At 37.1% G+C, this 21,913-nt stretch carries 23 protein-coding genes; 9 read left to right on the forward strand and 14 right to left on the reverse strand.

Translation table 11 applies throughout. The annotated features are described in order from the left end of the window. Positions 1–3 precede the first annotated feature (3 nt). Positions 4–192, reverse strand: coding sequence for a hypothetical protein (locus tag ABD005_RS11205; RefSeq protein WP_215979162.1), 189 nt, complete (start codon positions 190–192; stop codon positions 4–6). A gap of 281 nt (positions 193–473) precedes the next feature. Here ABD005_RS11205 and ABD005_RS11210 point away from each other — a divergent pair, with 281 nt between their 5' ends. The 6 genes from ABD005_RS11210 to ABD005_RS11235 all read left to right on the forward strand — a co-directional run bounded on the left by ABD005_RS11210 (position 474) and on the right by ABD005_RS11235 (position 3,496). Then, the gene (locus tag ABD005_RS11210; protein WP_343817460.1) at positions 474–1,070 is read left to right on the forward strand and encodes a DNA-3-methyladenine glycosylase I; all 597 of its coding nucleotides are present in this window, start codon (positions 474–476) and stop codon (positions 1,068–1,070) included. 257 nt (positions 1,071–1,327) lie between these two features. Beyond that, positions 1,328–1,996 (forward strand): Bax inhibitor-1/YccA family protein, encoded by a 669-nt coding sequence (locus tag ABD005_RS11215; protein ID WP_343817461.1) that lies wholly within the window; start codon positions 1,328–1,330, stop codon positions 1,994–1,996. A 104-nt stretch (positions 1,997–2,100) separates the two neighbouring features. Beyond that, positions 2,101–2,478, forward strand: coding sequence for a sulfurtransferase complex subunit TusD (tusD, locus tag ABD005_RS11220; protein ID WP_215979165.1), 378 nt, complete (start codon positions 2,101–2,103; stop codon positions 2,476–2,478). Positions 2,479–2,507: 29 nt separating this feature from the next. Further along, positions 2,508–2,870 carry a sulfurtransferase complex subunit TusC gene (gene tusC / locus ABD005_RS11225; RefSeq protein WP_343817462.1) on the forward strand — a complete coding sequence of 121 codons (363 nt, stop codon included), beginning with the start codon at positions 2,508–2,510 and terminating at the stop codon, positions 2,868–2,870. Between the two features lie 3 nt (positions 2,871–2,873). Next, positions 2,874–3,167 carry a sulfurtransferase complex subunit TusB gene (gene tusB / locus ABD005_RS11230; RefSeq protein ID WP_343817463.1) on the forward strand — a complete coding sequence of 98 codons (294 nt, stop codon included), beginning with the start codon at positions 2,874–2,876 and terminating at the stop codon, positions 3,165–3,167. Then, a complete protein-coding gene (locus ABD005_RS11235; protein ID WP_215979168.1) occupies positions 3,158–3,496 on the forward strand; it encodes a TusE/DsrC/DsvC family sulfur relay protein in 339 nt (112 codons plus the stop codon). The genes tusB and ABD005_RS11235 overlap by 10 nt, the downstream gene beginning before the upstream one ends. Positions 3,497–3,512: 16 nt before the next feature. Here ABD005_RS11235 and ABD005_RS11240 read toward each other — a convergent pair whose 3' ends face one another. Next, positions 3,513–3,713 (reverse strand): hypothetical protein, encoded by a 201-nt coding sequence (locus ABD005_RS11240; RefSeq protein WP_215979169.1) that lies wholly within the window; start codon positions 3,711–3,713, stop codon positions 3,513–3,515. 177 nt (positions 3,714–3,890) lie between these two features. Further along, positions 3,891–5,342, reverse strand: coding sequence for a glyceraldehyde-3-phosphate dehydrogenase (locus tag ABD005_RS11245; protein ID WP_343817464.1), 1,452 nt, complete (start codon positions 5,340–5,342; stop codon positions 3,891–3,893). 202 nt (positions 5,343–5,544) lie between these two features. On the opposite strand from ABD005_RS11245, the gene ABD005_RS11250 reads away from it, so the two are divergent. After that, complete coding sequence (locus ABD005_RS11250; RefSeq protein WP_343817465.1) at positions 5,545–6,348, forward strand: DUF2989 domain-containing protein; 804 nt, start codon at positions 5,545–5,547, stop codon at positions 6,346–6,348. A gap of 85 nt (positions 6,349–6,433) precedes the next feature. Here the strand turns inward: ABD005_RS11250 and msrB are convergent, their stop codons facing one another. Together msrB and gndA are read right to left on the reverse strand one after the other, a co-directional pair. Continuing rightward, positions 6,434–6,811 carry a peptide-methionine (R)-S-oxide reductase MsrB gene (gene msrB / locus ABD005_RS11255; protein ID WP_215979172.1) on the reverse strand — a complete coding sequence of 126 codons (378 nt, stop codon included), beginning with the start codon at positions 6,809–6,811 and terminating at the stop codon, positions 6,434–6,436. 46 nt (positions 6,812–6,857) lie between these two features. Beyond that, positions 6,858–8,390 (reverse strand): NADP-dependent phosphogluconate dehydrogenase, encoded by a 1,533-nt coding sequence (gene gndA / locus ABD005_RS11260; RefSeq protein WP_215979173.1) that lies wholly within the window; start codon positions 8,388–8,390, stop codon positions 6,858–6,860. A gap of 291 nt (positions 8,391–8,681) precedes the next feature. Between gndA and gap the strand changes: the two genes are divergently transcribed. After that, on the forward strand, positions 8,682–9,686 hold the full coding sequence (gene gap, locus ABD005_RS11265; protein ID WP_215979174.1) for a type I glyceraldehyde-3-phosphate dehydrogenase: 1,005 nt from the start codon (positions 8,682–8,684) through the stop codon (positions 9,684–9,686). A 146-nt stretch (positions 9,687–9,832) separates the two neighbouring features. Here the strand turns inward: gap and pyrF are convergent, their stop codons facing one another. From pyrF to gyrA, 9 genes are all read right to left on the reverse strand, one after another. Continuing rightward, positions 9,833–10,528: an orotidine-5'-phosphate decarboxylase gene (gene pyrF, locus ABD005_RS11270; RefSeq protein WP_215979175.1), complete on the reverse strand. Its 696-nt coding sequence runs from the start codon at positions 10,526–10,528 to the stop codon at positions 9,833–9,835. A 199-nt stretch (positions 10,529–10,727) separates the two neighbouring features. Continuing rightward, entirely contained in the window at positions 10,728–11,897 is a 1,170-nt protein-coding gene (gene lapB, locus ABD005_RS11275; RefSeq protein ID WP_215979176.1) for a lipopolysaccharide assembly protein LapB, read from the reverse strand. Beyond that, positions 11,897–12,142 carry a lipopolysaccharide assembly protein LapA domain-containing protein gene (locus ABD005_RS11280; protein ID WP_343817467.1) on the reverse strand — a complete coding sequence of 82 codons (246 nt, stop codon included), beginning with the start codon at positions 12,140–12,142 and terminating at the stop codon, positions 11,897–11,899. The genes lapB and ABD005_RS11280 overlap by 1 nt, the downstream gene beginning before the upstream one ends. 89 nt (positions 12,143–12,231) lie before the next feature. After that, on the reverse strand, positions 12,232–12,519 hold the full coding sequence (gene ihfB, locus ABD005_RS11285) for an integration host factor subunit beta (RefSeq protein ID WP_215979178.1): 288 nt from the start codon (positions 12,517–12,519) through the stop codon (positions 12,232–12,234). 177 nt (positions 12,520–12,696) lie between these two features. After that, positions 12,697–14,358, reverse strand: coding sequence for a 30S ribosomal protein S1 (gene rpsA, locus ABD005_RS11290; protein ID WP_215979179.1), 1,662 nt, complete (start codon positions 14,356–14,358; stop codon positions 12,697–12,699). Between the two features lie 143 nt (positions 14,359–14,501). Continuing rightward, entirely contained in the window at positions 14,502–15,182 is a 681-nt protein-coding gene (gene cmk, locus ABD005_RS11295) for a (d)CMP kinase (protein ID WP_215979180.1), read from the reverse strand. 86 nt (positions 15,183–15,268) lie between these two features. Then, positions 15,269–16,549: a 3-phosphoshikimate 1-carboxyvinyltransferase gene (gene aroA, locus ABD005_RS11300; protein ID WP_343817469.1), complete on the reverse strand. Its 1,281-nt coding sequence runs from the start codon at positions 16,547–16,549 to the stop codon at positions 15,269–15,271. Between the two features lies 1 nt (position 16,550). Further along, a complete protein-coding gene (gene serC, locus ABD005_RS11305; RefSeq protein ID WP_343817470.1) occupies positions 16,551–17,636 on the reverse strand; it encodes a 3-phosphoserine/phosphohydroxythreonine transaminase in 1,086 nt (361 codons plus the stop codon). Positions 17,637–17,756: 120 nt separating this feature from the next. Then, positions 17,757–20,486: a DNA topoisomerase (ATP-hydrolyzing) subunit A gene (gene gyrA, locus ABD005_RS11310; RefSeq protein WP_215979183.1), complete on the reverse strand. Its 2,730-nt coding sequence runs from the start codon at positions 20,484–20,486 to the stop codon at positions 17,757–17,759. A gap of 327 nt (positions 20,487–20,813) precedes the next feature. Between gyrA and ubiG the strand changes: the two genes are divergently transcribed. Further along, complete coding sequence (gene ubiG / locus ABD005_RS11315) at positions 20,814–21,545, forward strand: bifunctional 2-polyprenyl-6-hydroxyphenol methylase/3-demethylubiquinol 3-O-methyltransferase UbiG (RefSeq protein ID WP_343817471.1); 732 nt, start codon at positions 20,814–20,816, stop codon at positions 21,543–21,545. Positions 21,546–21,913 lie beyond the last annotated feature (368 nt).

The raw sequence follows: 21,913 nt of genomic DNA on the forward strand, positions 1-21,913 counted from the left end.
CTTTTAACTATGTTTAGGCTTACTATTCATTTTTGCAGGACTATAACGAAAAACGCCCAACCAAAAAACGATTTCAAATAAAGCACCGATAACAACAAATATTACCGCCCCTTCAGCAAAACCCAAACCATACGAAAACATTGCTAACACTAATAGCGTTAACATAATTATTCCTCTATATATACTTTTCATTATAAATATCCTTTTTATTTTGCGCTCATCTAGTGATTAAAATTTAATCGACAAGAGAAGGAAAAAAAAGCTATACAAAAAGGTAATTTGTAATAGGTTGTTACCTGTCACTTAACGCTAGCGTAATTATTTGCGTAACCGTTCATTGAGTACGGCATTTAACGCGTTAAAAGGTTCACTCTCTAGCATGTTTAGCGTAAGGTATTTATTAAAATAATTGCAACACGCCGCCTAAATAAAAACGAATGCAAGTCATTGCGTAAAAGAATATGGAAGTCCAGATGAAAAATGAACCCCTCTGTCGCTGCCCTTGGGTCGACTTATCGAAACCTGATTACGTCCAATACCATGATGAAGAATGGGGCGTTCCCGTTTATGACGATAAAACAATGTTTGAGTTTATGGTACTTGAGTCTGCTCAAGCTGGATTAAGTTGGTATACCATACTCAAAAAGCGAGCAGGCTATCGCCGCTTGTTTGCTGATTTTGACGTCACAGCTGTTGCTAAGTTTAACCAAGAAGATGTTGAGCGCTTAATGCAAGATGCTGCAATTATTCGAAACCGCTTAAAAATAGAGGCAGCGATAAATAACGCAAAACGCTTTATAGAAATTCAAACAGAGTTTGGCAGCTTTACGCACTTTATTTGGTCATATGTTAATAACGCCCCTATTGTTAATAACATTGAAAGCGCTGAGGACTACGTTGCAACCTCCCCGATTAGTGATGTTTTGGCTAAGGAGTTAAAAAAACGAGGTTTTAAGTTTTTAGGTTCAACGACGCTTTACTCTCATTTACAAGCAACTGGGTTAATTAACGACCATTTAAACAGTTGCTATAGAAAGGAGGCTGTATCAGCTTTAATTCAACCTTTATAACTCAAACCTAAACTCAAGGTTGCTATTGTTAATTTATTCTATAAATTACAACACGATAAAGTAATAAAATTAAATAAGCGCTTTGTTACAAAAGAAAACAATTTATAAGGCTCAGTAAGTTATAGTAATCATAGTATTTTAAAAAACACCGTGCCATAATATGTCATAAGGCGTTATGTTAATAAAAGCGAGAAACCTTGAACTTAACTAAAATGACCTTATTTACATAATTAGAATTAAATACCTAAGGAAGTTTTATGCAATCTAATATGAATTTTCAAACAGCGAGTCAAAGCTCTGCTGTAGAAATTAATAAAGTATTGAAAAATACTTACATGTTGTTATCAATGACTCTCGCCTTCAGTGCTGTTACTGCTGGCATTTCTATGGCGATGAACCTATCACATATCGCTGCACTTGTTATGACATTAGTCGCTTTTGGCTTAATGTTTGTTGTTAACAAGAAAGCTGACTCTGCTAGCGGTATTTACTGGATTTTCGCATTTACTGGTTTAATGGGCGCCTCTTTAGGGCCAATGTTAAATGTTTATGCTGCTATGCCAAATGGTGGTGCATTAATCATGCAAGCCCTTGGTGGTACCGCATTGATCTTTTTCGCCCTATCGGGTTATGCACTAACAAGCAAAAAAGACTTCTCATTTATGGGTGGTTTTTTAATGGTTGGCCTAATCGTAGTAGTGGTTGCCAGTATTGCTAATATGTTCTTCCAAATCCCAGCATTATCACTTGCCGTAAGTGCAGCGGTAATTATGATTATGTCTGGTTTGATTTTGTTTGATACAAGCCGAATCATTAATGGTGGTGAGCGTAACTACATTCGTGCAACTATTTCATTATACTTGAACATTTATAATATCTTCGTTCACCTATTAAGCCTACTAGGCGTATTAGGTAGTGATGACTAATAAAATAATGTACTAAGCTGCTTTCATCTGTACGCTAGTGCTTTATAATAATAAACCTCGCTTTTGCGAGGTTTTTTTTTAGCTACTTTTTATTAGGAATTTTTGTGGATAAATTGGCTGTACTGATAACCACTCCACCCTATAGCAATTTAACAGTAACGGCTATTGATTACATAGAAGCAGCATTACGCTTAAATGTTAATATAGTGGGTGTTTTTTTCTATCAAGATGGTGCTTTGCACGCCAATAGCAATATACACATTGCGAGCGATGAGTATCAAGCGGTTGCAAAATTAACGCAATTACATCAGGAGTTTGGGCTAGCACTACATTTATGTATTACCGCAGCAGAAAAACGCGGTATTGCCTGCGATGCATTAAGTGAAGGCAGTGCAATTAATATTAATCCAATATTCACCGTTTCAGGTTTAGGTGAATTAGTCTCCCTAACAACAAACAGTACACGTTTGGTTCAATTCTAATACAAATTTACAAGGTAATATGAGTAGCAATGACAACGAACCTATTAGCTATAATTAATAGTAGCGCACCTTATAATAGTAATTTAGGTAAAGAATCACTCGATGTAGCATTAATTTTTGCATCGTTTGAACAAGGCGTTTCTCTATTTTTTCAAGGTGATGGCGTTTATCAATTAATTGATCAGCAAACCCCACAGAAGATATCTGCTAAAGATTATTTGAAAACATTCTCTGCGTTTGAATTCTACGATATTGAAGACATTTATATTTGCCAAGAGTCATTAACGGTACGTAATTTAAGTGAAAGCTTTCATATTGATAATGTACAAGTCTTACCGCCTGAAAGCTTTGCTAAACATTTAGCAATGCACCAACAAATACTGAGGTTTTAATTCGTGAGTATTTTACACCTTATTCGTAGCTCTGCATTTCACCGCTCTGACTTTGAACAATGCCTTTCTATTGCGCAAAGCAATGACACTATTATTTTTTGTGATGACGGTTGTTACAACCTTAGCCACCCGTTAACGACAAATTTACTCGCTCAAGAAAATAAGTTAACGATAAAGGTACTGCAAGATCACGCACAAGCTAGAGCAATAATAGCCCCTCAAACAATTGAAGAGATAACGATGGAAGATTTAGTTTCTTTAACTTTTACCCACGATAAAGTAATAACATGGCAATAACATTAATATTTAACAAACAAGAAATCGCCACCGATAAACAAGGCTATTTACTTGATCATTTACAGTGGTCAGAAGCGTTAGCAGAGGTTATGGCAACAAATGATAAGTTCACGCTAAGTGATGAGCATTGGGAGGTTATTAACTTTGTTCGTACCTTTTATTTAACGTACAACACCTCACCCGCAATTAGAGCGCTCACAAAAGCAATGAAAAGTGAGTTTGGCGAAGAAAAAGCAAGTAGCCGATATTTATACCGTTTATTTCCTGATGGGCCCGCAAAACAAGCAACAAAATACGCAGGTTTACCAAAACCTGCGCGATGCATTTAGCTCATGCTAATAGTAGTTACACTTTAATATTAATGTTACTACCTACACTGCCAGACGCAGGGGCAACGTTATCAATACTAGCAGATTGTATCATTTGAATTGCCATCTGCCCTTCTAGCTCTTGTTGTTTTTTCGCTAAGTTGGCAGTTTTAAGCGCAAACCCTGTATCTGTATTTGTTTGTACTGAACTTGCAGAGCCACCAATAGTTATTGACATAAAAACACCCTCGTTAAAGTAAACTGTTATTCTCTATCGGCCGGAAAAATGTAAACTTAAGCGATTTTTAATAAATTTTATAATTAGGCTTAATAACACAAATTTTATGCCTTTAAAAATATCAAAAGCCCATCAACAAAGCTGATGGGCTTAAAGAATAGTAATTAATTTATTGTTTTATATTGCTGGCAATGTTGGTACGGTAATACCCGCCATTGCAAGCATTACTCTAACTACCTGACAACTATAACCAAACTCATTGTCATACCAAACATATAATACGGCACGATCGCCATCAACAATTGTTGCTTGAGAGTCAACAACACCAGCATAACGAGAGCCTACTAAGTCAGTAGAAACAATCTCACTTGAAGCGGTATAATCTACTTGGTTTTGTAAGTCTGATTTTAAAGAAATATTGCGTAAATAATCATTTAGCGCTTCTTTGTCTGTCGCTTTATTAAGGTTTAAATTCATAATTGCCATTGAAACATTAGGCGTAGGAACACGAATAGCATTGCCTGTTAATAAACCTTTTAGCTCAGGTAATGCTTTAGCTACCGCCTTAGCTGCACCTGTTGTGCTAATAACCATATTTAGTGGAGCACTACGACCACGACGTGGCGCTGGGTGATAATTATCAATTAAGTTTTGATCATTAGTGTACGAGTGAATAGTTTCAACATGGCCATTTTTAATACCGTACTCATCATTTAGTGCTTTAAGCACTGGCGTAATCGCATTTGTTGTACAGCTTGCTGCTGAAACAATGTTATCCGAAGCTAAAATCATGTCATGGTTAACACCGTAGACAATGTTTTTAATATCACCTTTAGCAGGAGCGGTTAGTAAAACTTTAGCAACACCTTTAGATTTAAGGTGTTGTCCTAGGCCTTCTTCATCACTCCAGATACCTGTATTATCAACAACTAACGCATTATTAATACCATGTTCAGTATAATCAACTTCGGCTGGTGATTTAGCATAAATAACTTTAATAAATGCGCCATTCGCTTTGATAACATTGTTCTCATTATCAATAGTAATACTGCCATTAAATGCACCGTGAACAGAATCACGGCGTAACAAACTTGCACGCTTAGCTAAATCATCTTCACCTTTACTTGGGCGTAAAACAATAGCACGAAGGTTTAATTTGGCATTAGGACCAGTTTGCTCTATTAATAAGCGCGCTAACAAGCGACCAATGCGGCCAAAGCCATATAAAACAATATCTTGGCTTTGCTGGCCGGTATTATCACGGCTAACCGCAGTCAGCTCTTTCTCTAGGTATTGTTCAATTGATAAATCGTTTGCTTCGCCTAAATATAGGTAACGATAAGCAAGCTTACCCACATCAATACGCGCAGGCGCCAAATCCATGTTATTAATAGCATTAACAAATGGAAAACTTTCACGTAAACGTAATTTACTCTCTTCATGTAAAGCCACCGACTTGTGTGCTTTAATGATATCAATTGGCGATGCATTCAGTAATGGACGACCGTATACTGAAATTTCAATGCCTTTATTTCTAAAGAGTTGCCCGATAATCGGTTGCATATTTTCAGCGAACGTTTGACGCTCTTGCCAGCTTGCTTGGTAAATTTCCTCAAGATGAGAAGTCATTGATTAAACCTTTTATTACAGTCAATTGAACAATAGTCTATTATTAGCAGATAATACCTACTACCTGTTAAATAATAGCGGATAAATGGGGTAGTACTAAATCACACGCGCATTGTAATTCACTATGAAACATTTCTCCATAGGTTACAAAAATAAATTTATGGTTTATTTACTTTTATAAACACTGAACACAGAGATTAAAATGAAATTAAGATTTTTTATTATCTTTTTACCATTAACCATAGCTGGTTGTGACAATAGCCCTAACTTGGCGCAATTATGCCAAGAGAACACTGAAATATGTAACGATTTTGGTAAAGATAATTGGTGTAAAGTAGAACGTAATAATGTTTCTTTATCTCGTATCGCCTTAAAAAACAAACCCAGTGCTGATATTGAAAAGTTTACGCTACTACTCGCTTATGAAAGTTATATTAAATGTATGGCTTTAGCTTCTCAAATTCAGCACATAAAGCTGAAAGAAAAAACGACAATGAGAAAAAATCACTTACTAAAAGCGAAAGCACATTTAGTAGCCCTTACTGATGAAACGGCAAGCTCTGAACACCCTCACCTGTTGTATTATCATTGGTCAAGAACAGCAAATCGTACAGCATTAGAAAAATTTTTAGCGCTTGAGGGATCACCTATCTTAGAAAACGCAATAGATCAGTATCATTTAGCAACTTATTATGTGAAACGAGAGCCTAAAAAAACCCTGCGATTACTTTATCGTTCTTTAGAATTGCACCAACCACAAACAGAGCTTGAGGTGGAAACTTTGCAAACACTAGCCACTATTTTCACCAATAAAAAAGAGTACAAACAAGCTTATATATGGCTTAAAGCCTATGAATTGGCACAAGAAACCCCTGATAAATGGGTGGTTGAAACATTACAGCAATACCAACAAGCTTATCAATTAGATCATGAATTTTTAGATGAAGTCGCAATGAATACACTTGATAATATCTTAGCTGGTAGCTTTACTACTCCTAAATATTAGCGATAGCTGAACTTTTAACTTTAGAAACCAAAAAAGCCTAATAAATAATTATTTATTAGGCTTTTTTGGTACTCAATATCAATCATTAATTTTCAATAAAATCTAAACTTAATGAGTTAACACAATAGCGTTGGCCTGTAGGCTCTGGTCCGTCATTAAACACATGACCTAAATGAGATTGACAGTTTTGGCATTGGATTTCTGTACGCTGCATACCGTGGCTATTATCTTCAATATAGGCAACTTTATGCTCAAGAGCTTGAAAAAAACTTGGCCAGCCGCAGCCAGCATTAAACTTAGTTTCACTGATAAATAAAGGCTGTTCACAGCAAGCACAAACATATGTTCCTACTCGCCAATGATCATTATATTTACCCGTAAATGGCTGCTCTGTAGCGGCTAAACGACACACCTTAAAAGCATCTACTGAAAGCTTATCACGGTATTTTTCATCATTTGACATACGCAACTCCTGTTAATAACAGCCGCTAATAAAGTTAACTTATAGTTTAGCTATCTATTGCAATTGTTGCTCTATCTTTTGTTGACCATTCAACATGATATTTTTTACCTGCAGGCTTATCTGTTCTTTCAAAAGTATGTGCACCAAAGAAATCACGCTGACCTTGCAATAAATTCGCAGGTAATGTTTCACACCTTACTGAGTCATAATAAGCTAACGCCGACGAAAGTGCACCTGTAGGAATACCTTGCATCGTTGCAAAACAAATACCTTTACGCCAGTTTAATTGTCTTTCACCTAACTGCTGTGTGAAAAAGTCATCAAGTAATAAGTTTTCTAAATTCTCATTACGGTCAAATGCTTCAGTAATTGACTGTAAAAATGCTGCACGAATGATACAACCAGCACGCCAAATTTTAGCAATACTACCAAAGTCCAGTGTCCAACCGTGCTCTTTTGCTGCCAATTTCATTAACTGAAAGCCTTGTGCATAAGCACACATTTTTGCACAGTAAATAGCATCATGGAGTTGCTCAATAAGCTGTGCTTTTTCTGCATCAGAAACTGGCGATACTTCAATACCTTGTAATTGTGTTGAAGCTTGCGTACGTAAATCCTTAAAAGAAGAGATTGAGCGAGCATATACCGCTTGTGCAATAGTAGGTGCTGGGCAACCTACTTCTAAACTACTCATAGCCGTCCACAGCCCTGTACCTTTTTGGCCAGCTTTATCAAGTATTAACTCAACAATGGGTGTATTAGTATCTGACGACTTATGACGTAATACTTCAACTGATATTTCCATTAAATAGCTATCAAGCGGGCCATTATTCCACTCTTCAAAAATATCAGCAATTTCATCACAACTTAAACCTAAGCCAGATTTTAGAACGTGGTAAGCTTCACAGATGATTTGCATATCAGCATATTCAATACCGTTATGAACCATTTTAACGTAATGCCCAGCTCCTGCTGGCCCAATGTAAGCCGCACAGGGTTCGCCCTCACTAATAACCTGACCAGGTTGAGTACGCTCTAAAGGCTTACCTGTTGCAGGGTCAACTTTAGCGGCAATAGCTTCCCAAATTGGTCTAACACGAGCCCATGCATAAGGAGAGCCACTTGGCATTAAGGCTGGACCAAAACGAGCGCCAACTTCGCCGCCTGAAACAGCTGATGAAAAGAGTAAAAAGTTACTTTTATATTTTTGTTCGCGAGCAACGGTATCAACCCAAAGGCTGTTACCAGTATCAATAATGATATCGTCTGGCTGAATGCCAGCACCAATAAGGTTTTCACATACTTGATCAACTGGTGCCCCCGCTGGAACACTCAATACAATTAAATGCGGTGCTTTTAATTGCGATAATAATTCAGTATAAGACGAACAGCCATACACTCGTGGTGTACCTGTTGTATTTTCAGCTTCGTCTTGAGCCTTAACCGCTTGAACTTTCTCATCACTTAAGTCGAAAGCCGCTATGTTAAAGCCATTATCAGCTAAGTTAAGTACTAGGTTTTTACCCATTACACCTAAGCCAATAAAGCCAATGTCACACAGAATTTTATCTTGTGTCATAAAGTATGTTCCTTGTTTTTAATAAGGCAGGAGTCAATTATTTAGCTAGAAAAGCTAAGTATCCTCGAAAATTTCGCGCATTCTATCATGCACGAGCCACTCAACAAAGTGTAGATCATGGATTAAGCATAATAATATTAAAATTTATTAATCTAGGATGACCCATTAAACCAGTATTGTACTAATTATTTCAATAATCGTGAAATTTTTAGTCATATTTACCATGTTTAGCTTGTAATATTCTCAAAATGATGTAATTTTACTACATAATGATTATATGAGGTTTCCCAGATGAAAATTAAAGTTGGTATTAATGGTTTTGGCCGTATCGGTCGTTTTGTATTTAGAGCAGCTGTAGAGCGTAACGATATTGAAGTTGTTGGTATCAACGACTTAATGGACATCGAATACATGGCTTACATGCTGAAGTATGACTCAACACACGGTCGTTTTAAAGGTACTGTTGATGTTGTTGACGGTCAGTTAATTGTCAATGGTAATGCTGTTCGTGTTACTGCAGAGCGTAACCCTGAAGACTTAAAATGGAATGAAATCGATGTTGACGTTGTAGTAGAGTCAACAGGTTTATTCTTGACAGATGAGAGCGCACGTAAACATATTACTGCTGGTGCCAAACAAGTTGTATTAAGTGCGCCATCTAAAGACGATACACCAATGTTTGTTTGCGGTGTTAACTTAAATGATTACGCTGGCCAAGATATTGTATCAAATGCTTCTTGTACTACTAACTGTTTAGCGCCTATCGCTAAAGTGTTAAATGATAACTGGGGCATTCAAGATGGCTTAATGACTACAGTTCATGCAACAACTGCTACACAGAAAACAGTAGATAGCCCATCAGCTAAAGACTGGCGTGGTGGCCGTGGTGCTGGTCAAAACATTATTCCTTCATCAACAGGTGCTGCTAAAGCGGTTGGTAAAGTTATCCCTGAATTAAACGGCAAACTAACCGGTATGGCATTTCGCGTACCAACGCCAGATGTTTCAGTAGTTGACTTAACCGTTAACCTTAAAAAGCCAGCAACTTATGCTGAAATTTGTCAAGCGATGAGTGCAGCAGCAGAAGGTGAATTAAGTGGTATCTTAGGTTACACCGAAGATCAAGTTGTTTCGAATGACTTTATTGGTGAAACTTGTACTTCAGTATTTGATGCGAATGCAGGTATTTCATTAACAGATACATTTGTTAAAGTAGTATCTTGGTACGATAATGAAATTGGTTACTCTAATAAGGTATTAGATTTAGTTGCCTTTATCAGTAATTACGAAAAGTAACTACTCGAAAAAATAATATAAAAGAAGCTAGGTTTATCCTAGCTTTTTTATGCCTAAAATTTGAAAGTAACGCTCATTTATGAAAAAAATTAAACACGAATTAGCAATTCAGTCTTAATCACTTTCTTACATCATTAGCTAAATACTTATTTAATTGAAGCATTAATTTGTTGAAGTACTAACTGTGGCTCTTGTGCTTTAGTAATCGGGCGGCCTATCACTAGATAATCAACGCCAACATCAATTGCTTGCTTCGGCGTCATGATACGCTGTTGGTCATCTTGAGCAGAGCCTACAGGTCTGATCCCTGGTGTGATTAATTTAAACTCTTTACCTAATGATAATTTTAATTGTTCCGCTTCCATTGCTGAACAAACCACACCATCTAAACCACTTTCTTTGGTCAAATTTGCTAAAAAGTTAACTTGCTCAGCAGGAGATTTAGTAATACCTAAACCACGAAGATCATTTTCACTCATACTTGTAAGTACCGTTACCGCAATCAGCAATGGAGCATCATTACCATATAGATCTAACGCTTGCTTTGCTTTGGTCATCATTTGACTACCACCGCTAGCGTGTACATTTACCATCCAGACCCCTAAGTCTGCCGCCGCCGTTACTGCCTTGGCGACAGTATTTGGAATATCATGAAATTTTAAATCTAAGAAAACATCAAAGCCCTTCCCTGTTAATTGCTTAACAAACTCAGGACCAAAGTAAGTAAACATTTCTTTGCCAACTTTCAGACGAGCATCACTTGGTTCAATTCGGTCAACAAATGATAAAGCATCAGCTTTTTTATCAAAGTCTAACGCAACTACTACTTTTGGATCATTCATGTTTTTTCCTTTGTATTCTGTACTTAATATCTTCAATACATATCAAAGATTTAATTTTATTTTTCAAATAATAACGTAATTTAATAAACTGAATATTCTAAGGTAATTTCTTCAATATTGCGGAAAGAGCACGGAGCTGACGAATGTCAGTGAGTACTGTTGACAATAATATTGTTGAAATTAACAACGAAGATACTGTTTATTCGCCTTCAAGGCCCCGCACTGGTTTCAATTGTTCCCACTCATGACATGATGGACATGACCAATAATGGGTTGCACTATTAAAACCACAACTGTGACAATTATACCTGTGTTTAACTTTTAAATACTCGCTAATTAACTCTTTAATCAAACCTAAACTAGTGCTATTTTCTGCTTCGTTTTCTTGATTCTTTTGCATGTTAACAAAATGTTGAAAACCTCTAATTGTTGGTCTTCTTTTTAATGCAGAAAGAATAAACTCAATAGCTTTTTTATTACTGTGTTTTGCTTCCACATGCTCTAAGTAGCAAATCAATGCACTTGACCCCGCGGTTTCATCATAAACCTTTTTAATAAAAGCATAGAATTCATCCAGTGCATCTAAACGAGTGTAACAAGCTTTCATGGAATCAATAACGTCTGGAAAAAAATCCTTATCTTGATGATAAATAGCTTGGTAACATTGACATGCTAATTGGCATTGCTCATGATTTTCATAAATTTTTGCCATTAAGAAGTTAGCACGACAAGAGTTAGGGTCTAAGCTCAGCGCTTGCTCTAATAACTCGATCACCTCAATAAATTTATCTTCAGCAAAGGCACTCGTTGCCAGTTCACAATAAAAATTAGCTAAAGTATGTAATTGTCTTTTATCATTTAGCTTAATGATCGTTTTTTTATGATTAAGCCCCTGTTGCCAATCTTTAGTAGATTGATAAATTTGTAATAAATAACTTAGTGACTTAACGCCGTAATCTTTTGATTTAAGTAGCTTTGAAAACATTTTTTCAGCGCGATCATAGAGTCCCGCACTTAAAAAATCTTTACCTAGTTCAAATACCGCTTGTTGTTTATCTTTGGTTGGTAAATGATTCAACCTGACAAGGTGCTCATGTACTTTCAACGCTCGGTCTAATTCGCCACGCTTTCGAAACAAATTAGCCATGGCAAAGTGTGCTTCCACACTATCGTCCTCAACTTTTAACGCGTCTAATAATGAATCTATCGCTTTATCTTGTTGATTTGATAAAAGGTAATTTAACCCTGTAGAATATTTTATTGATAGGTCTTGCTTGGCTGTTTGCTGATTTTGTTTAATGCTATTTCGGCCCATAAACCAGCCATAAGCCATAGCAACAGGCAGTAATAAGAAAAGTAATTCTATCATTAGGTCTCTTGAGATTTATTTTTAGTGAACGCTTTTTTACTACGACGGATTAGTCGCCAGCATAGTGTAACTAATAAGCCAAGTACAAAGCCGATACCTGTAAATATACTAACAGCTGCAGCAACTGTCATTTCAGTACGGGCAATTAAATAATTAAGGGTTATTAATTGACTGTTTTGACTACCGAAGACAAAAGCAATAGCCAATAATATAAAAATAATAAATAGTGTTAGATAAACTCGCACGTAGGCTCGCCTTATAAGTGTAAAGACCAAAAAAAACGGCATGGGTTAACATGCCGTTTATTATCTAATTTTTTATCTTAGTTTGCAATTTATGCCGCGGAAAGATTAACTCTTTCGCGTAACTCTTTACCAGGCTTAAAGTGAGGTACGTATTTACCACTTAACTCAACTGATTCACCTGTTTTTGGATTTCTGCCAACACGAGGTGCACGATAATGTAATGAAAAACTACCAAAACCTCTAATTTCTATGCGTTCACCTTTAGATAAAGATGAAGCCATTAATTCCAAGATTTCTTTTATAGATTTTTCCACATCTTTAGCTGATAAATGACTTAATCTATCGGCTAATTTTTCAATAAGTTCTGACTTAGTCATAAGACCTCTCAGTAGTTACCTAGCACCGTACAGCTTTACTCTAGAGTAAAAGTTAGCTCCGGCCAATGGAGTTTAAAATAAGAGAAGAGCCATATCTATAAAATAAATAACACTCTTCTCACCAGTTGTATTTACTACAACTCTTTTGCAAAGCTAGTTATCCTTTATCGGGATAAATTAGTTTTTAGCGTTTTTGAATGCTGCTGCCATAGCGCTTAAACCAGTTTCTTCAACTTGGTTTAAGTTTTCCATTGCATCGCGTTCTTCAGCTTGGTCTTTCGCTTTGATAGATAAGCTAATAGTACGGTTCTTACGATCCACACCCATAAACTTAGCTTCAACATCGTCACCAACAGTTAATACTGTAGATGCGTCTTCAATGCGGTCAACAGAAATGTCACTTACACGTAAGTAACCTTCAACACTTTCTGCTAACTCAATTGTAGCGCCTTTAGCATCAACTTCTGTGATCTTACCTGTAACAATAGCACCTTTTTTCTTATCTGCAAGGTACATATTGAACGGGTCGTCTTCAGCTTGCTTAACACCTAGAGAGATACGTTCACGCTCTGGGTCAACTTGAAGAACGATAGCTGTGATTTCGTCGCCTTTCTTATATTCACGAACAGCTTCTTCACCGCCATTCCAAGAAATATCAGATAAGTGAACTAAACCATCAATGCCGCCGTCAAGACCGATAAAGATACCGAAGTCAGTGATTGACTTGATCTTACCTGAAACTTTATCACCTTTGTTGAAGTTCTTAGCAAACTCTTCCCAAGGGTTAGCAATACACTGTTTAAGACCTAAAGAAATACGACGACGTTCTTCGTCAATTTCTAATACTAGTACTTCAACTGTGTCACCTAAGTTAACAACTTTAGATGGGTGGATGTTTTTATTAGTCCAATCCATTTCAGAAACGTGAACTAAACCTTCAACGCCTTCTTGGATCTCTACGAAACAACCGTAATCAGTTAGGTTAGTGATACGACCAGAAAGTTTAGAACCTTCTGGGTAACGGTTAGCAATTGCTACCCATGGATCTTCGCCTAATTGCTTCATACCTAGAGATACACGAGTGCGCTCACGGTCGAATTTCAATACTTTAACTTGGATCTCGTCACCAACATTTACGATTTCACTTGGGTGCTTAACGCGCTTCCAAGCCATATCTGTAATGTGAAGTAAACCATCAATACCACCTAAGTCTACGAATGCACCGTAATCAGTAAGGTTCTTAACGATACCTTTAACTTCTTGGCCTTCCGCTAATGACTCAAGTAATTCATCACGTTCTGCACTGCCTTCAGCTTCGATAACAGCACGACGTGAAACAACGACGTTATTACGCTTTTGATCAAGCTTAATAACTTTGAATTCTAAATCTTTACCTTCAAGGTGAGCTGTGTCGCGTACTGGACGAACATCAACTAATGAACCTGGTAAGAAAGCACGAATGTTGCTAACTTCAACAGTGAAACCACCTTTAACTTTACCGTTGATAACACCGATAACAGTTTCTTTTTCTTCATATGCTTTTTCAAGCACTTGCCAAGCTTCGTGACGTTTTGCTTTTTCACGAGAAAGGATTGTTTCACCAAAACCGTCATCAGTTGCATCTAATGCAACATCAATCTCATCACCAACAACTACTTCTACTTCACCAGCAGTGTTTTTGAATTGATCAATTGAGATAACACTCTCAGATTTAAGGCCAGCATCAACGATTACGTTATCTTTAGTTACTTTAACGATAGTACCACGGATAATTGAACCTGGACGTGTTTCGATTTCTTTTAAACTTTCTTCAAAAAGTTGCGCAAAATTTTCAGTCATAACTTACTTATAAACTCAGTTATTAATCCACTCAACGTCATTGTTTCATGGGGTTGTTAAAAGTGTCCAGTGCATCCTTACAGTAGACATTTGTTAAATTACTTAAGTAGCAGTACAAAGTTAGCTAATTAAGAATAGGTTATTTATGTTAACTTTCCATCCGAGAATGAAAGTATTTTATTAACCACTTCCTCAATGGAAAGGTCAGTAGAATCTATAGTTAACGCACCTTCTGCAGGTACTAACGGGGCAACCTTTCGGTTACTATCTCGTTCATCCCTTTGACGTATATCATCCAGAAGGCGGCCGATTTTAACATCTAAGCCCTTTTCTTTCAACTGATTAAATCTTCGCTGCGCACGTTCTTCTGCGCTAGCGGTTAAAAAGATTTTAACGGGAGCACTTGTAAAAACAACTGTTCCCATATCTCGACCATCGGCAACTAAGCCTGGTGATACTTTGAAAGCACGTTGGCGGCGGAGTAATGCTTCTCTGACACGTGGAAACGCGGCAACCTTAGAGGCCAAAATACCAATTTCTTCAGTGCGAATAGTGTGAGTAACATCTTCGCCCTCTAAAATAACTTTACTTTCGCCTTGGCTACTAATTTTAAATTGCACATCTAAATGTGCTGCCATAGGAATTAGAGGCTCTTCATCGTCAAGGCTCACTTGATGATGTTGCGTTGCTACTGCTAATACACGATAGATTGCACCGCTGTCTAATAAATGCCAGCCTAGTTGCTCAGCAACCAGTCTCGCAACGGTACCCTTACCTGCGCCACTAGGGCCATCAATGGCAATAACTGGAATGCTTTCCTGCATACTTCTTTCTCCTAACATCGAAAATCGGCGGCATTATACGGGATTTATTTAGTAAAATCGCGTATAAATGCTTTTCTGTAAAATAATTAACAAGAAACTTGAGCTAACTTGTCAAAATAGTCAGGGAATGTTTTTGCCGTACATTTAGGGTCATTGATCGTAACTGCAGTATCACTTAAGGCAACAAGAGAGAAGCACATCGCTACTCGGTGATCGTCATAAGTATCAATTTCTGCATGTTTCAGAGAGGTTGGTGGTGTGATAGAAATATAGTCTTCACCTTCAACTACCTCGGCGCCAACTTTTCTTAATTCGGTAGCCATGGCGTTTAATCGATCGGTTTCTTTTACTCGCCAGTTATAAATATTGCGAATACTTGTTGTGCCCTTCGCAAAAAGCGCGGTCGTTGCAATTGTCATTGCGGCATCAGGAATATGATTCATATCCATATCAACCGCAGTTAACGGCTTACCAATAACGGTAATTGATTCATCATTCCAATGAATTTCTGCGCCCATTTTTTCCAGAACATCGGCGAAATGCTTGTCACCTTGAACACTCAATTTACCTACACCATGCACTGTAACTTCACCACCTTTTATCGCTCCAGCAGCTAAGAAGTAAGACGCTGATGAGGCATCACCTTCAACCATATACTTATCTAAAGCTTGATATGTTTGATTACCAATAATAGTAAAAGATTTATAATCATTGTTTTGTACGCTAACACCAAAACGTTGCATAATATCAAGAGTAATATCAATGTAAGGTTTAGAAACCAACTCACCTTCAATATTAATCACAGTATCTGTTGATAACAACGGAGCAATCATTAGTACTGCGGTTAGAAATTGGCTAGATATTGAACCGTCAATACTTACAGCATTGCCTGTTAATGCTTTGCCTTTAATTTTTACCGGCGGATAACCAGGGTTTTCTAAATATTCAATATCAGCACCTAGCTGTACTAAAGCATCGCCTAAATGCCCAATGGGGCGCTCCTTCATGCGAGGCTCACCTGTTAAGATATATTCACCTTGGCTTGCAGCAAGTGCAGCACATAATGGGCGCATTGCGGTACCTGCGTTACCTAGAAATAACTCTAATGGTGCTTGGCTGTTAAAAAAACCGTTATTTCCGACAACCGTACACTCTGTACCGCAATCACTAAGTTTATAGTCAATACCAAGGCTTGTGAGTGCATTTAGCATATGATTAATATCATCGCTCACTAATAAATTAGTGATTTTAGTAACCCCTTTTGCAAGCGATGCAATTAACAATGCACGATTAGATAAACTTTTAGAGCCCGGTAAAAAAACATCACCGTTAATTTTATTGATTGGGTTTAATGTTAGTTGCTCCACCTTATCTATTCCTCTTTTCAAACTGTTGCATAAACTCGACTAATGCTTGTACGCCTTCAATTGGCATTGCATTATAAATACTGGCACGCATGCCTCCGACGATTCTGTGACCTTTTAGTGCGGTTAACCCTGTTTGCTCAGCTTCTTGTAAAAATTGCTCATTAAGCGATTCATCAGTTAACCAAAATGGCACATTCATTTTACTGCGATATTGCTCAGTAATGTTATTGGTATAAAAATCACTACCATCTATCGCCTTATATAACAATTCAGCTTTAGCTTTATTCACTTTTTCTATCGTTTTTACACCGCCGTAGGCTTTAAGCCACTTAAAGACTAAACCAGCCAGGTACCATGCATATGTAGGTGGCGTGTTATACATAGAATCATTATCAGCCGTCGTTTTATAATTCATAATACAAGGCGTTGCATGTTGTGCATTACCCAATAAGTCGTCTCGAACAATCACGATAGTTAAGCCCGAAGGGCCTATATTTTTCTGCGCACCAGCATAGATAAGACCAAATTTACTAACATCTATTTCATGCGATAAAATTGTTGATGACATATCAGCAACAATTGGCACACCATTAGTGTTAGGTAGTTCGTTAATTTCAATGCCATTAACGGTTTCATTAGGACAGTAGTGTACATACGCAGCATCTTGCGTTAATGGCCACTCTTTTACGGGTAAAACAGTAATATTGCCATCAACTTCTTTAGTTATATCAACCGTATTGATATTGCCAAAGTTTTTCGCTTCCGCCGCTGCTGATTTTGACCATGATCCTGAAACAATATAGTCTGCCACTTTACCTACAGGTAATAAATTTAAAGGTACAGCAGAGAATTGACCTCGACCGCCACCATGACAAAAAAGTACTTTATAATTATCAGGTATTGACATTAACGCGCGTAAATCGGCTTCAGCCGTTTCAGCCATTTTGATATAAATGCTGCTACGATGGCTTAGCTCCATTACCGAACTACCTGTATTTTGCCAATTAATAAATTCTTGTTGTGCTGTTGCCATAACTTCTGCGGGCAACATGGCAGGTCCCGCACAAAAATTAAAAACCTTTGACATTTCAATTTCCTAATTAAAAATTTAAACAACGGCGTGAGGTAATACCTCAACGCTAAATCCCCTAAAAATGCACATTAAAAAAGGCGGTTATTAGCCGCCCTTGTTAATGTTCTGCGACAACTATTCGTTATTGTTGTCTTCTGCTTTTGTTTCTGTATCCTGCTGTGCATTATGCTCAGCAGAGTTTCTTTCTACAGGAACATCAGCTTGTTCACCGTCAGTAACCTCAGCATCTAAAGCCTCGTCAATATCATCAGGCGCTTCAATTTCATCAATACGTTGTAAGGCAACAACATGTTCATCGTCAGCAGTGCGTATCATGCGAACACCTTGGGTATTACGACCGATAACACTTACTTCATTAACACGAGTACGAACTAATGTTCCGTTATCAGTAATAAGCATTATTTCATCAAGATCTTCAACTTGAACCGCGCCAACAACTTTACCGTTACGCTCGCTTACCTTAATTGATACCACACCTTTTGTTGCACGACTCTTCGCTGGATACTCAGCTAAATCTGTACGCTTACCAAAACCATTTTCAGTAATGGTTAAAATTGCACCGTCATTTTTAGGTACAATTAATGAAACAACTTTTTGGTTGCCTTCAAGCTTCATACCGCGAACACCAGTACCAGTACGGCCAATAGGTTTTAATGCCCAGCGCTGCTCACCTGTTTCAGGGTCAATCTTAATTTCACCTGTTTCGCTATCACGTACTTTTTCGTTAAAGCGAACCACTTTACCCTCATCAGAGAACAACATAATGTCGTTATTACCGTCGGTAATATCGACACCAATTAACGTATCGTCATCACGTAAGTTAAGCGCAATAATGCCGTTAGCACGTTGATTAGAGTACGCATCTAAACGTGTTTTCTTCACTGTACCTGAAGCCGTTGCCATCACAATATATTTATCTTCAGCATATTCACGTACTGGTAAAATAGCAGTAATACGTTCGTCAGCTTCTAATGGTAAAATATTTACAATCGGTCGACCACGAGCTGTTCTACTTGCTAACGGTAATTGGAAAACCTTCAACCAGTATAATTTACCGCGATCTGAGAAACATAAAATTGTGTCGTGAGTATTGGCAATTAATAAACGCTCGATGAAGTCTTCTTCTTTCATCTTAGTTGCTGCTTTACCTTTACCACCGCGACGCTGCGCTTGATAATCACTTAACACTTGATATTTTACATAACCTTCATGGGATAAAGTTACTACAACATCTTCTTCACAAATTAAATCTTCTAACGATAAATCATGTGAAGCATTGGTAATTTCTGTACGACGTTCATCACCAAACTCATCACGAATGGCAATAAGCTCTTCACAAATAACTTCCATTAAGCGTGCTGGTGTTGCCAATATATGCATTAATTCAGCAATAAGATCTAATAACGCTTTATATTCGCTAAGAATTTTTTCATGTTCCATGCCTGACAGTTTGTATAACTGTAAGTCTACAATTGCCTTGGCCTGCTCAGCTGTTAAGTAATATAAACCGTCTCTAATACCATATTCTGGCTCTAACCATTCAGGTCGAGCTGCATCATTACCAGCGGCACTTAACATTTCAGCAACATTGCCTAATTGCCAACCTTGCGCAATAAGCTTTTCTTCTGATTCTTTACGGTTACTTGAGCTCTTAATTAATTCAATAATTGGATCAATATTCGCTAAAGCAATCGATAAACCTTCTAAGATATGAGCACGCTCACGTGCTTTTCTTAATTCGAAGATAGTACGACGAGTAACCACTTCACGACGGTGTAAAACAAACGCCTCTAACATTTCTTTTAGATTAAATATTTTTGGCTGGCCATTAGTTAATGCCACCATATTTAAGCCAAATGAAACTTGCATTTGTGTAAGTTTATACAGGTTATTTAAAACAACCTCTCCTACTTCACCGCGTTTCACTTCAATAACCATACGCATACCGTCTTTATCAGACTCGTCACGTAATGCTGAAATACCTTCAAGGCGTTTTTCTTTAACAAGATCAGCCATTTTTTCAATTAGGCGAGCTTTGTTTACTTGATAAGGTAATTCATGAACAATAATGGTTTCTTTACCTGAAGTTTCATTAACTTCAATTTCTGCGCGGGCACGAATTTTTATTTTACCACGACCCGTACGGTAAGCTTCTTCGATACCAGCACGACCACTGATAATACCTGAGGTTGGAAAATCAGGACCTGGAATGTGCTCTAATAATTCTTCGAAAGTGATATCACTATTTTCAATTAACGCTAAACAGCCATTAATGACTTCGGTTAAATTGTGCGGTGGAATATTGGTAGCCATACCAACAGCAATACCGGAAGTACCATTAACAAGTAAATTAGGTATACGTGTTGGCATAACCGCAGGAATAAATTCTGTGCCATCATAGTTAGGTACAAAATCCACCGTCTCTTTATCTAAATCAGCTAAAATTGAGTGAGCAATTTTAGCCATTCTAATTTCGGTATAACGCATTGCCGCAGCGCTATCACCATCGACAGAGCCAAAGTTACCTTGGCCATCAACCAACATATATCTTAAGGAGAAAGGTTGAGCCATGCGAACAATGGTATCATAAACAGCGGTATCGCCATGAGGATGGTATTTACCAATAACATCACCAACAACACGTGCTGATTTTTTATAAGCTTTATTCCAGTCGTTGCCTAAAACATCCATGGCAAAAAGTACACGACGATGTACAGGCTTTAGCCCATCACGAACATCAGGCAAAGCACGCCCAACAATTACGCTCATCGCATAGTCTAAATAAGAGGTTTTCAGTTCATCTTCAATATTAACTGGAACTATTTGTTTGGCCAGATCGGTCATAAATCGATGGTATCCCTTAACTAAATTCTTTCGTTTAAAAGTATCTTTATTATTAATAAAGCGTTATTTAAACAATATTTTAAATATTTTTTATTGTTATATTAATTATTGCTATATAAACAGATTAAAAAAGTAATCAACGCGGCATGTTAGCATAGAATTGGTTAATGCCATACTGCTTTTATTCTATGGTTTTTATCGCTGTTGTAAACCTTTTTTAAAGTGAATATAAAAGCATCAATCTATGAGTTATCTTGATCTATTTGCTTTGTTTAAAAAGTAGTTTCGTTTAGACTTAAGATAAATTATCTTAATACTTTTTCCATCATGACTGAAACTACTCCGCACTTAAATGTAAATCACGAAGAAATAGCAAAATTTGAAAAAGTCGCCAGCCAATGGTGGGATGTAAATGGCGACTTTAAGCCCTTACATCAAATTAACCCGTTAAGAGTGCAATTTATTAATCAACATATCGCTGAAGTATCTACTAACGGCTTATTTGATAAAACAGCCATCGATGTCGGTTGCGGTGGCGGGATCTTAACAGAGTCTCTTGCTAAACTTGGCGCTAATGTAACGGGAATAGATATGGGGGCCGAGCCGCTTAATGTTGCAAAACTTCATGCGTTAGAAGCAGGCTTATCAATTGACTACCAAAAAATAACAGCCGAAGAAAAAGCACAACAAAGCCCACAAAGTTATGATGTTGTCACCTGTATGGAGATGCTTGAACATGTTCCAGACCCAGCCTCGATAATAAATGCTTGTGCTGCTTTAGTTAAACCCGGTGGTTTAGTTTTTTTCTCGACGCTTAATAAAAGCATTAAAGCTTACCTACTTGCTATTGTGGCCGCAGAAAAGCTATTCAAATTAGTACCTGATGGTACCCATGACCACGATAAGTTTATTCGACCTTCTCAATTAATAACTTGGGCAGAGTCATTTGAATTACAATGTATAGATGCCGCAGGTATTCATTACAATCCCATAACTCAAAACCATAAGCTAATACCGTCTTTAGATGTGAACTATATATTGTGTTGTAAAAAGCTTTAATCGCTTACTACATAAAAATAAAATGCGATAGACAGTGAAATTATATAAATGTTCTATTTACAGGCAACTTGTCTAAACAATAACCGCCTATCGCAATAAATTATATTAGATTGAATTATAAGACTATTTTATTTTTCAATTGAATAATTGCAATTCAAGATAAAAATATTTTTTTGCAAATAAAAGTAATAATTTTTTTAAAAATAATCGTTGCTTTTACTAAATAACTAAATCAAATTGCGGTACTAGGTTAGTTAACACTAACACGGTTTTTAACAGCAAAAACCTATGTCAAAATCAACAGTTTTTATCTCTTGCAAAAACAGCCAAACCTCATTATCTTGTGTTTGTAATTATAAAAAACCCTA

The sequence above is a fragment of the Colwellia asteriadis genome (genome assembly GCF_039523295.1).
GTDB lineage: Bacteria > Pseudomonadota > Gammaproteobacteria > Enterobacterales > Alteromonadaceae > Colwellia > Colwellia asteriadis.